The organism is Amycolatopsis jiangsuensis (assembly GCF_014204865.1).
Taxonomy (GTDB): Bacteria; Actinomycetota; Actinomycetes; order Mycobacteriales; family Pseudonocardiaceae; genus Amycolatopsis; species Amycolatopsis jiangsuensis.
Map to the genome: position 1 here is coordinate 553,084 of NZ_JACHMG010000001.1, position 13,159 is coordinate 566,242.

At 68.8% G+C, this 13,159-nt stretch carries 11 protein-coding genes and 1 rRNA gene; all 12 read left to right on the forward strand.

Translation table 11 applies throughout. The annotated features are described in order from the left end of the window. Positions 1 to 106: 106 nt before the first annotated feature. Positions 107 to 583 carry a helix-turn-helix domain containing protein gene (locus tag BJY18_RS02350; protein ID WP_184777280.1) on the forward strand — a complete coding sequence of 159 codons (477 nt, stop codon included), beginning with the start codon at positions 107 to 109 and terminating at the stop codon, positions 581 to 583. Positions 584 to 826: 243 nt separating this feature from the next. Beyond that, entirely contained in the window at positions 827 to 1,855 is a 1,029-nt protein-coding gene (gene argC, locus BJY18_RS02355; RefSeq protein ID WP_184777282.1) for an N-acetyl-gamma-glutamyl-phosphate reductase, read from the forward strand. Continuing rightward, positions 1,852 to 3,012 (forward strand): bifunctional glutamate N-acetyltransferase/amino-acid acetyltransferase ArgJ, encoded by a 1,161-nt coding sequence (argJ, locus tag BJY18_RS02360; protein ID WP_184777284.1) that lies wholly within the window; start codon positions 1,852 to 1,854, stop codon positions 3,010 to 3,012. Before argC ends, argJ begins: the two co-directional genes overlap by 4 nt. Continuing rightward, positions 3,009 to 3,944 carry an acetylglutamate kinase gene (gene argB, locus BJY18_RS02365; protein ID WP_184777286.1) on the forward strand — a complete coding sequence of 312 codons (936 nt, stop codon included), beginning with the start codon at positions 3,009 to 3,011 and terminating at the stop codon, positions 3,942 to 3,944. The genes argJ and argB overlap by 4 nt, the downstream gene beginning before the upstream one ends. Next, positions 3,941 to 5,146, forward strand: a complete 1,206-nt coding sequence (locus BJY18_RS02370) for an acetylornithine transaminase (RefSeq protein ID WP_184777288.1) — start codon at positions 3,941 to 3,943, stop codon at positions 5,144 to 5,146. The genes argB and BJY18_RS02370 overlap by 4 nt, the downstream gene beginning before the upstream one ends. Then, the gene (gene argF, locus BJY18_RS02375; protein WP_184777290.1) at positions 5,146 to 6,072 is read left to right on the forward strand and encodes an ornithine carbamoyltransferase; all 927 of its coding nucleotides are present in this window, start codon (positions 5,146 to 5,148) and stop codon (positions 6,070 to 6,072) included. The genes BJY18_RS02370 and argF overlap by 1 nt, the downstream gene beginning before the upstream one ends. Further along, the gene (locus BJY18_RS02380) at positions 6,069 to 6,578 is read left to right on the forward strand and encodes an arginine repressor (RefSeq protein WP_184777292.1); all 510 of its coding nucleotides are present in this window, start codon (positions 6,069 to 6,071) and stop codon (positions 6,576 to 6,578) included. Before argF ends, BJY18_RS02380 begins: the two co-directional genes overlap by 4 nt. Next, positions 6,575 to 7,636 (forward strand): argininosuccinate synthase domain-containing protein, encoded by a 1,062-nt coding sequence (locus BJY18_RS02385; RefSeq protein ID WP_184777294.1) that lies wholly within the window; start codon positions 6,575 to 6,577, stop codon positions 7,634 to 7,636. The genes BJY18_RS02380 and BJY18_RS02385 overlap by 4 nt, the downstream gene beginning before the upstream one ends. Before the next feature lie 25 nt (positions 7,637 to 7,661). Beyond that, positions 7,662 to 9,077: an argininosuccinate lyase gene (argH, locus tag BJY18_RS02390; RefSeq protein WP_184777296.1), complete on the forward strand. Its 1,416-nt coding sequence runs from the start codon at positions 7,662 to 7,664 to the stop codon at positions 9,075 to 9,077. 45 nt (positions 9,078 to 9,122) lie between these two features. Further along, positions 9,123 to 9,758, forward strand: a complete 636-nt coding sequence (locus BJY18_RS02395; RefSeq protein ID WP_184777298.1) for a DNA-3-methyladenine glycosylase — start codon at positions 9,123 to 9,125, stop codon at positions 9,756 to 9,758. Positions 9,759 to 9,790: 32 nt separating this feature from the next. Beyond that, on the forward strand, positions 9,791 to 11,065 hold the full coding sequence (tyrS, locus tag BJY18_RS02400; RefSeq protein WP_184777300.1) for a tyrosine--tRNA ligase: 1,275 nt from the start codon (positions 9,791 to 9,793) through the stop codon (positions 11,063 to 11,065). Positions 11,066 to 11,433: 368 nt separating this feature from the next. After that, positions 11,434 to 12,952, forward strand: a 16S ribosomal RNA gene (locus BJY18_RS02405). Positions 12,953 to 13,159 lie beyond the last annotated feature (207 nt).

The window sequence follows — 13,159 nt, forward strand, 5'->3', positions numbered from 1 at the left end:
TGGTCGCCGAAGACGCTAGGGCGGGGGTCCGACAGTTTCGGTGCGCAGTCACCCGATCGCGCTATGTGTCGGAAAAGTGTCGGGGGTGGCGGCTACCTTCGCCGCCATGACGATCATCCAGGAACACCGGACCGAAGTCCGGTCGGGAGACATCCAGTACCAGGTCGCCGTCATCACCCGTACCGAGGGCGGTGAACCCGACCGCGTCACCGTCACGATCGGCGGCGAGCGGCCCGACGGCGAGCCCGTCGCCGAGGGACGGCTCGACCTCGACGTGGCGTCCGTCGCGACGGTCGCCGAACTGCTCGGCACCAGCCTGCGCACGTTCGCCGGGGCGGGCGGGAGGCGAAGATCCCGCAGCCGGCCCGCGCGGCAGGGACAGCCGTGGAGCGACGAGATGGATGCCGAACTCGAGGCCCGGTGGCTCGACGGCGAGTCGGTCGCCGACCTCGCACGTCATTTCGCCCGCACGCCCGGTGGTATCCGGGCCCGGTTGCCGCGGGTCGGATGCGATCCGGAGCATCCGGGAAACCACCTGCCGACGCCGCCGAGCCTGCGGGACGAGGAGGAAGGAGCGGCCTGAGCCGCGCTCGCCGGGGTGACCCGGCCGCGGCCGGCCATGGCCGCTGGGGCAGTTGTTCGAGGGTGCGGTGCCGGATGGAGTTCCGCCGGTGCGCGGGAAGCGCGTGGCCGGTCCGGTGCAGGTGGTGGCGGGTCCGTGGGCCGGATCGGTGTGCCTGACCGATGTTCCGGAGCCAGGGGAGGGGTGAGACAGGTGGATGAACCCTGTTTGTTTGAGCTTGCACGCTCGTGCATAATCATTCGTATGACGGTGAAGATTGCGGTGGCCGGGGCGAGCGGGTACGCCGGTGGCGAACTGCTGCGCCTGCTGCTGACTCATCCCGAGGTCGAGATCGGCGCGTTGACCGCGGCGAGCAGCGCGGGGACGACACTGGGCACGCACCAGCCGCACCTCGCTCCGCTGGCCGGGCGGGTGCTGGCCGAGACCACCCCGGAGACGCTCGCGGGCCACGACGTCGTGTTCCTTGCCCTGCCGCACGGCCATTCGGCGGGGATCGCGGCGCTGCTCGGCCCGGAGGTGTTGGTCGTCGACCTCGGTGCCGACCACCGGCTCGCGGATCCGGCCGACTGGCGGCGCTGGTACTCCGGTGAGCACGCCGGGCAGTGGTCGTACGGGCTCCCCGAACTGCCCGGGGCACGGGAAAAGCTGGCCGGTGCCAAGCGGATCGCGGTTCCCGGCTGTTTCCCGACGGGTGGTTCGCTCGCCCTCGCTCCCGCGCTGGCCGCGGGACTGGTCGAACCGGCCGTCACCGTGGTGTCGGTCACCGGCACGTCCGGCGCGGGCAAGAGCCTCAAGCCGAACCTGCTCGGTTCCGAGGTGATGGGCAACGTCAGCGCGTACGGCGTCGCCGGTGCGCATCGGCACACCCCGGAGTTCGCGCAGAACCTCTCGGCCGCGGCAGGCAGGCGGGTCACGGTGTCGTTCACTCCGGTGCTCGCTCCGATGCCGCGCGGCATTCTCACCACCGCGAGCGCGCCGCTCGAAGCGGGTGTGGACGAGGCTGCGGTGCGCGCGGTCTACGAGAAGGCCTATGACGGCGAGCCGTTCGTGCAGCTGCTGCCGCCGGGCACCTGGCCCGCCACCGGGGCCACGGTCGGCTCGAACAACGTCCAGCTGCAGCTCGGCGTCGATGCCGACGCGGGCCGCCTGGTCGTGGTCGCCGCGATCGACAACCTCACCAAGGGCACCGCGGGCGGCGCCGTGCAATCGATGAACCTGGCGCTCGGATTCCCCGAGACCACCGGACTTTCCACCGTGGGAGTGGCACCGTGACCGTCACCGGCCCCCAGGGCTTCCGCGCCGCAGGCGTCGCCGCCGGGATCAAGGCATCCGGCGCGCTCGACCTCACGCTGGTCGTCAACGACGGCCCGCTGGACGTCGCGGCGGGAGTGTTCACCCGCAACGTGATCAAGGCCGCCCCGGTGCTGTGGTCGCAGGAGGTGCTCAAGCAGCGGAAGCTGAAGGCCGTCGTGCTCAACTCCGGCGGTGCGAACGCGGCCACCGGCCCCGGCGGCTTCCAGGACACGCACGCCACGGCGGAAAAGGTCGCGGAGGTGCTGGAAACCGGGGCGATCGAGGTCGCGGTGTGTTCCACGGGCCTGATCGGCGAACGGCTCCCGATGGCCGCCGTACTGTCCGGGGTGGACAGTGCGGTGAAGGCACTCGGCACCACCCCCGAGGCCGGCCTCAACGCGGCCAAGGGCGTGATGACCACGGACAGCCGTCCGAAGGAAGCTTTCGCGCGACACGAGAACGGGTGGAGCGCAGGAGGTTTCGCCAAGGGCGCGGGCATGCTCGCCCCCAATCTGGCGACCATGCTGTCGGTCCTGACCACTGACGCCGTGGTGGACCGGAAAACCCTGGACCGCGCTCTGCGCGCCGCGACCCACGTCACCTTCGACCGGCTGGATGTCGACGGTGGTACGTCCACCAACGACACCGTGCTGGTGCTCGCCTCGGGCGCGAGCGGGGTCGAGCCGACTGAAGCCGAGCTGACCGAACTCCTCACCGCGGTGAGCCACGATCTCGTCCTGCAGTTGCGCGCGGACTCGGAGGGCGCGACCAAGGACGTCGACATCACCGTGCGGGGTGCGACCTCGGAATCCGACGCCGTCGTCGTGGCTCGTACGATCGCGGAGGACAACCTGGTCAAGACCGCGTTCTTCGGCTCCGACCCGAACTGGGGGCGGATCGCGATGGCGCTCGGGCGGGCACCCGCGCGGCTGGACCCCGAGACGCTGTCGATCAGCATCAACGGCGTCACGCTGTTCGCGGCCGGCACCACGGCCGAGGACCGTTCGGCTGCCGACCTGACCGGGCGGGCCATCGACGTCGTCGTGGATCTGGGTGTCGGATCGGCGGCCGCCACGATCTACACCACGGACCTGTCGCACGGGTACGTCGAAGAGAACAGCGCGTATTCGTCATGAGTGGCACCGAGGGGCTGGTTTCCGCGGACGAGCGGCTCGCCACCGCCGCCGAGAAGGCCGGCGTGCTCATCGAGGCACTGCCGTGGCTGCAGCGCTTCCACGGCGCGACCGTGGTGGTCAAGTACGGCGGCAACGCGATGATCGACGAAGAACTGAAGGCCGCGTTCGCCGAGGACATGGTGTTCCTGCGGTTGGCGGGGCTGCATCCGGTCGTCGTGCACGGCGGTGGCCCGCAGATCACCGCGATGCTCTCGCGGCTGGGGGTGCCGGGGGAGTTCAAGGGTGGTCTGCGGGTCACCACGCCGGAGACCATGGACATCGTGCGGATGGTGCTCGTCGGACAGGTAAGCCGGGAGCTGGTCGGGCTGATCAACGCGCACGGCCCGTACGCGGTGGGAATCTCCGGTGAGGACGCGCGCCTGTTCACCGCGGAGCGCAAACACGCCACTGTGGACGGTGAGCCGGTGGACATCGGCCTGGTGGGCGAAGTGGCCGCGGTCAATCCGGACGCGGTGCTCGACATCGTCAACGCCGGACGCATTCCGGTGGTGTCCACAGTGGCCCCGGACGTCGACGGGGTGGTGCACAACGTGAACGCCGACACCGCGGCCGGTGCGCTCGCCGCCGCGCTCGGCGCGGAGAAGCTCGTGGTGCTCACCGATGTCGAAGGTCTCTACGCGAACTGGCCGGACCGGTCGTCGCTGATCGACCGGATTTCCGTCGACCGCCTCGAAAAACTGTTGCCGGGTCTGGCCAGCGGCATGATCCCGAAAATGGAGGCGTGCGTGCGCGCGGTGCGCGGCGGAGTCCGTGGCGCGCACGTGATCGACGGCCGGCTCGCGCATTCGGTGCTGCTCGAGGTGTTCACCTCGCGCGGGGTCGGCACCATGGTCCTGCCCGAATCGTCCCCTTCCGGAACGGAGCACTCGTGACCACCTTGAAGTCCAATGAGGACGGTCGGCAGCATTGGCAGTCGGCAGTGATGGACAACTACGGCACCCCCGGGCTCACTCTGGTCCGAGGTGAGGGCGCGCGGGTCTGGGACGCCGCCGGCGATGAGTACGTCGACCTCGTCGGAGGCATCGCGGTCAACGCGCTCGGCCACGCCCACCCGGACGTGGTGCGTGCGGTGACCGAGCAGATCGCCACGCTCGGGCACACGTCGAACCTCTACGTGAACCCGGTCGCGGTCGAGCTGGCCGAGGCCCTGCTCGACGTCGCGGGGCTGTCCGGTCAGGGCAAGGTCCTGTTCGTCAACTCCGGCGCCGAGGCCAACGAAGCGGCGCTGAAGATCAGCCGGCTCACCGGACGCAGCAGGATCGTCGCCGCCGAGGGCGCGTTCCACGGCCGCACCATGGGTGCACTCACGCTCACCGGGCAGCCGGGCAAGCGGGACCCGTTCGCGCCCCTGCTGCCGGGGGTCACGCATGTGCCGTTCGGCGACATCGAGGCGTTGCGCAACGCGGTCGACAGTGAGACCGCCGCGGTGTTCCTGGAATCGGTGCTCGGTGAGGCCGGCGTCATTCCCGCGCCGGACGGGTACCTCCAGGCCGCGCGTGAGATCACCAAGGCGACCGGTGCGCTCCTCGTGCTCGACGAGGTGCAGACCGGCATCGGACGGCTCGGCACCTGGTTCGGCTTCCAGCAGACCGGGATCGTGCCGGACGTGATCACGCTCGCCAAGGGGGTCGGCGGTGGGCTGCCGCTCGGCGCGGTCATCGGCGTCGGTGCTGCCGGCGACCTGCTCAAGCCCGGACAGCACGGCACCACGTTCGGCGGCAACCCGGTGTGCTGTGCGGCCGGCCTGGCCGTGCTGCGCGCGATCGCCCGTGACAACCTCCTCGACCACGTCTCCGCGCTCGGCAAGGACATCGCCGCCGGCGTGGAGGCGCTCGGCCATCCGCTCGTGACCGGGGTGCGCGGCAGCGGCCTGCTGCTCGGCATCGGCCTGCGGGAGCCGGTTTCCGGCGCCGTCGCCAAGGCTGCCCAGGAGGCCGGCTATCTGGTCAACCCGGTCGCACCCGACACCGTCCGCCTGGCCCCGCCACTCGTGCTCGACGAGCAGCAGGCCCGCGGTTTCCTCGCCGCTCTTCCCGGCGCGCTCGACTCCACCACCACGAAGGACACCGACTGATGCCCCGCCACTTCCTCCGCGACGACGATGTCACCAGCACGGAGCAGTCCGCACTGCTCGACCTGGCCGACCAGCTGAAAGCCGACCCGCTCGGGACGAAGGCGCTGGCCGGGCGCACAGTGGCCGCGATCTTCGAGAAGAACTCCACTCGCACCCGGTTCTCCTTCGAAGTGGGCATCAGCCAGCTCGGCGGACATCCGGTGATCGTCGACGGCCGGTCCATGCAGCTGGGTCGCGAGGAGACCATCGAGGACACCTCGCGCGTGCTGTCCCGCTATGTCGACGCAGTCGTCTGGCGGACGTTCGCGCAGAAGCGCATCGACGCGATGGCGTCGGTCGCCGGGATCCCGATCGTCAACGCGCTCACCGACGAGTTCCACCCCTGCCAGGTGCTCACGGATCTGATGACCATCCGGGAGCGCAAGGGCAGGCTCGCCGGTCTCACGCTGACCTACCTCGGCGACGGCAAGAACAACATGGCGCATTCGCTGCTGCTCGGCGGGACCACCGCCGGGATGCACGTGCGAGTCGTGTCGCCCGAGGGCTTCCAGCCCGATCAGCAGGTGATCCTCGACGCCAAGCACCACTCCACCGAGACCGGCGGCAGTGCCACCGTGTTCACCGATCCGCGCGAGGCGGTCGAGGGTGCGGACGTGCTCGTCACCGACACCTGGACGTCGATGGGGCAGGAGAACGACGGCCTCGACCGCGTGGGGCCTTTCCGGGCGCTGCAGGTCAACGCCGGACTGCTGAAACGGGCCGCGGACGAGGCGATCGTGCTGCACTGCCTGCCCGCGCACCGGGGCTGGGAGATCACCGACGAGGTGCTGGACGGTCCGGCGAGCGCGGTCTGGGACGAGGCCGAGAACCGGCTGCACGCGCAGAAGGCGCTGCTGGTCTGGCTGTTCGGGCAGTCCGGCCGATGACCGGCAGCCGGGTCGGCCGCCAGGCACGGATCACCGAACTGGTGTCCAGCATGGCCATTCGCAGCCAGACCGAACTGGCGAAGCTGCTCGCGGCCGAGGGAATCGAGGTCACGCAGGCGACGCTGTCGCGCGACCTCGACGAACTGGGTGCGGTCAAGCTGCGGGGCGCCGATTCCGGGGCACCGGTCTATGTCATTCCCGAGGACGGCAGCCCGGTGCGCGGCGTCCAGGGCGGCACGTCGCGGCTGGCGAGGCTGCTCGGCGAACTCATGGTGTCCGCCGACGCGTCCGGCAACCTGACCGTGCTGCGCACCCCGCCGGGGGCCGCCCAGTTCCTCGCCAGTGCGATCGACCGGGCCGCGCTGGAGGAGGTCGTCGGGTCCATCGCCGGCGACGACACGGTGGCGGTGATCGCGCGGGAACCGCTCAGCGGGCAGGAGCTCGCGGAACGATTCACCGCGTTCGCGCAACGGCCGGCCGAAGCACCGGAAGGAGGAGAACCGTGACCGGGCAGATCGTGCTCGCCTATTCGGGTGGGTTCGGCTCGTCCGCGGCACTCGGCGTGCTCGCGCGGCAGGCCGACGTCATCGCGGTCGTCGTCGACTTCGGCACCGGGGATGTCGACCTCGACACGGTCCGCCGCCGTGCCGTCGCCGACGGAGCAGCGGACGTCGTCGTGGTGCGGGCCGGGGAGCAGCTCGCCGACGAGCAGTGCCTGGCAGCCCTGCAGGCCAACGCGGTTCTTCTCGGCCGTTACCCGCTGGTCGCGTCGCTGGCGCGGCCGGTGCTGGCCGGTCACCTCGTGGCCGTGGCCGAAGACCGCGGTGCGTCGGCGATCGCGCATGGTGGTGACGCTCCGCTCGCCACCATGGTCACCGACCTCGCGCCGGGGCTGCCCGTGCTCGAGCCGGTCGCCGGACCCGCTGCGATGGCCCGGTACGCGCACGACCGCCGCCTACCGACCGAGGGTCCGCAGGTATCGGTCAAGCGCACATTGTGGGGCCGCGGCGGCGAAAACCGGGCGCCGCTGTTCTCCTGCACCGAGGAGGCGGAGGTCAACGCCGACGCACCGGATGAAGTCGTGGTGACTTTCGAACGGGGTGTGCCGGTCGCGCTCGACGGCGAGACAGTACGCGTGGCGGAGGCTGTGCAGCGGCTCGGTCACCGCGCCGGTGCGCACGGGGTCGGCCGCTTCGACCTGTCCGCGGGCGGAGGCTACGAGGCACCCGGCGCGGTCGCCCTCATCACCGCGCACCAGGACCTGGAATCCCGCACCCTCGAACGGGACCTGGCCCGGTTCAAACAGGGAGTCGACCGCCGCTGGACCGACCTCGTGCACGACGGCTCGTGGTTCTCGCCGTTGCGGGAGCCGCTCGACGCGTTCATCCGGCAGGCGCAGGAACGCGTTTCCGGCGACGTTCGGCTGGTGCTGCACGCGGGCGCCGTGACCGCCGGGCACGGCGGCTCCTCGCACGATCTTCGCCCGGCCGGGTCGCGGTACCGTCCGGTGACCGGGCGGGGTCCGCTGGGCCTGACCCGGCATCCGACCACCCAGGCGTCATGAGACGCCGGATCCAGAAGGGCAGAACGTGAGCGGGAAAGACCAGCCGGTGCAGCTGTGGGGCGGCCGGTTCGCCAGTGGGCCGGCCGAGGCGATGGCGGCGCTGAGCGCATCGACCCATTTCGACTGGCGCCTGGCGCCCTACGACATTGCCGGCTCCCGCGCGCACGCCCGCGTGCTGCGCAAGGCCGGGTTGCTCACCGAGGCCGAGCTGGCCGGCATGCTCGAGGCGCTCGACACCCTCGCCGAGGACGTGGTGTCGGGCGCGTTCACCCCGACTGTCGCCGACGAGGACGTGCACACCGCCCTCGAACGCGGCCTTCTCGAACGTGCCGGCACCGAACTGGGCGGCAAGCTGCGGGCCGGCCGGTCGCGCAACGATCAGGTGGCCACGCTGTTCCGGATGTGGCTGCGGGACGCCGCTCGCCGGGTCGTCGCCGGCACGCTGGACGTGGTCGACGCGCTCGTGGCGCAGGCACATCGGCACCCCGAGGCGATCCTGCCCGGTCGTACCCATCTGCAGCACGCGCAGCCGGTCCTCCTCGCGCACCACCTGATGGCCCACGGGCAGGCGCTGCTGCGGGACGTTTCCCGCTTGCGCGACTGGGACGTCCGGACCGCGGAATCGCCGTACGGCTCGGGCGCGCTGGCCGGCTCGTCGCTCGGCCTGGACCCGGAGGCGGTGGCCACCGAGCTGGGCTTCGACACGAGCGTGGAGAACTCGATCGACGGCACCGCGTCGCGGGATTTCGTCGCCGAGTTCGGCTTCGCCGTGGCCATGCTCGCGGTGCACCTGTCCCGGATCGCCGAGGAGGTGATCATCTGGAACACCGCCGAGTTCGGCTACGTCACCCTCGACGACGCGTGGGCCACCGGCAGTTCGATCATGCCGCAGAAGAAGAACCCGGACGTCGCCGAGCTGACCCGGGGCAAGGCCGGCCGGCTGATCGGCAACCTCACCGGGCTGCTCGCGACCCTGAAGGCCCAGCCCCTCGCGTACAACCGGGACCTGCAGGAGGACAAGGAACCGGTCTTCGATTCGGTCGAACAGCTGGAGCTGCTGTTCCCGGCGATCGCCGGCATGCTGGGCACGCTCACCTTCCACACCGAGCGGCTGGCCGAACTCGCCCCGGCCGGGTTCACCCTCGCGACCGACATCGCCGAGTGGCTGGTCCGCCAGGGCGTGCCGTTCCGCGTGGCGCACGAGGCCGCGGGGGAGAGTGTGCGCGTGGCGGAGTCGCGCGGCGTCGGCCTGGACGAGCTGACCGACGAGGAGTTCCAGGCGATCAATCCCGCGCTGACCCCTGCGGTGCGCGAAGTGCTGACGGTCGAAGGGTCGGTGCGCTCCCGCGACGCGCGAGGCGGAACGGCGCCGGATCGGGTAGCCGAGCAGCGGGAGCGCCTTGTCGAGCGGGTGTCGGGGCACCGGCAGTGGCTGAAGTGAGCCCGGCGGGATCGGCTGGTTAGGCTGGAGGGAGAAACGAGGGGAGTGCGTGTGGACCGGTTGTTCCGGCGCGAGGAACTGGCACTGGACCCGGTCGACCTGGCCCGGCTGCTGCTCGGTGCGGTCCTGGAGGCCGACGCGGCCGAGGGGACGGTCGGGGTGCGGCTGGTCGAGGTGGAGGCCTACCGGGGCCTCGACGACCCCGCGTCGCACTGCTATCGGGGCAAGACCCCGCGCAACGCAGTGATGTGGGGTCCGGCCGGGCACCTCTACGTGTATTTCGTCTACGGCATGCACTTCTGCGCGAACGTGGTCGGCACCGAGGACGGCCGGCCGGGTGCGGTGCTGTTGCGCGCGGGTGAGGTCGTCGAGGGCGCCGACCTGGTGCGGGCGCGGCGGCCCAACGCCCGTGGCAACGGCGAACTGGCCAAGGGCCCGGCCATTTTGACGTCGGTGCTCGGGCTCGACCGTGTGGACAACGGGGCCGATCTGACCGATCCGGCGTCGCCGGTGCGGCTGCTGGCCGGGGAGCGGGTGCCCCCGGACCAGGTCCGGACCGGCCCCCGGGTCGGCGTCGCGATGGCGATGGACACGCCGTGGCGGTTCTGGGTCGACGGTTCGCCTGCTGTCTCCACCTACCGCCGCGGCGGGAAACGGCGGACGGCACGCCCCGCGCGATAGTCGCTTGACCAGGTGCGGGAGGATCTACAGACGTGAGCGAGCACATTCTTGACGAGTTGTCCTGGCGCGGCCTGATCGCGCAGTCCACCGATATCGACGCCCTGCGCCGGGAACTCGGCCAGGGACCGCTCACGCTCTATTGCGGCTTCGACCCGACCGCGCCCAGCCTGCACGCGGGCAACCTCGTTCCGCTGCTGATGCTCAAGCGCTTCCAGCGCGCCGGACACCGGCCGATCGTGCTGGCCGGCGGCGCCACCGGGATGATCGGCGACCCGCGGGACACCGGGGAACGTTCGTTGAACACCCTCGACGTCGTCTCGGAGTGGGCCGGGCGGATCCGCGGTCAGCTCGAGCGGTTCGTCGATTTCGACGATTCGCCGACCGGCGCGATCGTCGAGAACAACCTGAACTGGACCGGACAGCAGAACGTGCTGGAGTTCCTCCGGGACGTCGGCAAGTACTTCCCGGTGAACGTGATGCTCAACCGGGAGACGGTGAAGCGCCGGCTCGAATCGGATGGCATGTCCTACACCGAGTTCAGCTACCTGCTTCTGCAGTCGCAGGACTACCTGCAGCTCTACCGCCAGTACGGCTGCAAGCTGCAGGTCGGCGGCTCGGACCAGTGGGGCAACCTGGTCGGCGGGGTCGACCTGATCCGCCGGGTGGAGAGCGGCACCGCGCATGCGCTGACCGCGCCGCTGGTCACCGACGCGGAGGGCCGAAAGTTCGGCAAGTCGACCGGTGGCGGGAACTTGTGGCTCGATCCCGAGATGACCTCGCCGTACGCCTGGTACCAGTACTTCGTGAACGTCGGCGACGCCGACGTGCTCCGCTACCTGCGGATGTTCAGCTTCCTCGGCCAGGAGGAGATCCAGGCGCTGGCCGAGGACACCGAGCAGCGCCCGCACCTGCGTTCCGCACAGAAGCGGCTCGCGGAGGAGTTCACGAACCTCGTGCACGGCGAGGAGCAGACCCGGCAGGTCATCGCGGCCAGCCAGGCCCTCTTCGGCGGGGGTGAGCTGGGCGCGCTGGACGAGCGCACGCTCGACGCGGCGATGGCCGAGGTGCCGACCGGCAAGGTCGAGCCGACCGGGGACGCGACCATCGTCGACCTGCTGCTCGCCGGGGGCCTGGTGGACAGCAAGGGCGCCGCCCGGCGCACGGTGAAGGAGGGCGGCGCGTACGTGAACAACGTGAAGGTCGGCGACGAGGAGTGGAAGCCGACCGCTTCCGACGCACTCCACGGGCGCTGGCTCGTGGTGCGCAAGGGCAAGCGCAACGTGGCCGGCGTCCGGCTCGGTGGCTGACTACTCCGGCCGCCCGGAACAGAGCCCCTGAACTGCGGAAACGCGGTTAAGGTACCCCCCTGTTTCGGGTGGTTGGGGGGCGTGTAAAGTTTCTCGAGTCGCCAGGGAGACCGGGTGGCTGCAGGGACACGAACCAAGCTCTCGCCCTGAGGGTGATTGAGTGGGTGTTCCGTTGATAACTTGCTAGAGATGACTGCTTCGGTGGAGTTCGGGCTCTTGTGGGGTTCGGGTTGTGTCGGGGTGTGTTGCTTGAGAACTCAACAGTGTGCTAGTGAACTAAGCCAGTAGAGCTTTTTGTATGGACCCCTCCTCGTGGGGTTTTTCTTTGAGGTATTTTGATTGAGTAGTCTCGATCAGACTCGGATGCATTGTTGGAGAGTTTGATCCTGGCTCAGGACGAACGCTGGCGGCGTGCTTAACACATGCAAGTCGAACGCTGAAGCCACTTCGGTGGTGGATGAGTGGCGAACGGGTGAGTAACACGTGGGTAATCTGCCTTGTACTCTGGGATAAGCCTGGGAAACTGGGTCTAATACCGGATATGACCTGTCACCGCATGGTGGTGGGTGGAAAGTTTCGGCGGTATGGGATGAACCCGCGGCCTATCAGCTTGTTGGTGGGGTGATGGCCTACCAAGGCGACGACGGGTAGCCGGCCTGAGAGGGTGACCGGCCACACTGGGACTGAGACACGGCCCAGACTCCTACGGGAGGCAGCAGTGGGGAATATTGCACAATGGGCGGAAGCCTGATGCAGCGACGCCGCGTGAGGGATGACGGCCTTCGGGTTGTAAACCTCTTTCGCCAGGGACGAAGGGTGACTGACGGTACCTGGATAAGAAGCACCGGCTAACTACGTGCCAGCAGCCGCGGTAATACGTAGGGTGCGAGCGTTGTCCGGAATTATTGGGCGTAAAGAGCTCGTAGGCGGTTTGTCGCGTCGGCCGTGAAATCTGGAGGCTTAACCTTCAGCGTGCGGTCGATACGGGCAGACTTGAGTTCGGTAGGGGAGACTGGAATTCCTGGTGTAGCGGTGAAATGCGCAGATATCAGGAGGAACACCGGTGGCGAAGGCGGGTCTCTGGGCCGATACTGACGCTGAGGAGCGAAAGCGTGGGGAGCGAACAGGATTAGATACCCTGGTAGTCCACGCTGTAAACGTTGGGCGCTAGGTGTGGGCGACATCCACGTTGTCCGTGCCGTAGCTAACGCATTAAGCGCCCCGCCTGGGGAGTACGGCCGCAAGGCTAAAACTCAAAGGAATTGACGGGGGCCCGCACAAGCGGCGGAGCATGTGGATTAATTCGATGCAACGCGAAGAACCTTACCTGGGCTTGACATGCGCCAGACAGCTGCAGAGATGTGGTTTCCCTTGTGGTTGGTGTACAGGTGGTGCATGGCTGTCGTCAGCTCGTGTCGTGAGATGTTGGGTTAAGTCCCGCAACGAGCGCAACCCTTATCCTATGTTGCCAGCGCGTGATGGCGGGGACTCGTGGGAGACTGCCGGGGTCAACTCGGAGGAAGGTGGGGATGACGTCAAGTCATCATGCCCCTTATGTCCAGGGCTTCACACATGCTACAATGGCTGGTACAGAGGGTTGCGATATCGTGAGGTGGAGCGAATCCCTTAAAGCCGGTCTCAGTTCGGATCGCAGTCTGCAACTCGACTGCGTGAAGTCGGAGTCGCTAGTAATCGCAGATCAGCAACGCTGCGGTGAATACGTTCCCGGGCCTTGTACACACCGCCCGTCACGTCATGAAAGTCGGTAACACCCGAAGCCCATGGCCCAACCCGTAAGGGGGGGAGTGGTCGAAGGTGGGACTGGCGATTGGGACGAAGTCGTAACAAGGTAGCCGTACCGGAAGGTGCGGCTGGATCACCTCCTTTCTAAGGAGCACAACACATCCACGTTCCCCGGGATACCCGGATCACGGGCGTGGGGTGGCTCAGGCTGAGGGACCGATTGTGTTTCTGTCTGGGTTGCTCAAGGAATTGTGGAACTACTGGTTATCGCCGGTCGCGGTGAGCGAAGTCCGTGTGAGTACTGACCTTTCGGGGTCGTGGAAAGCGGTGACGGAGCTCGGGTGGCTGGTT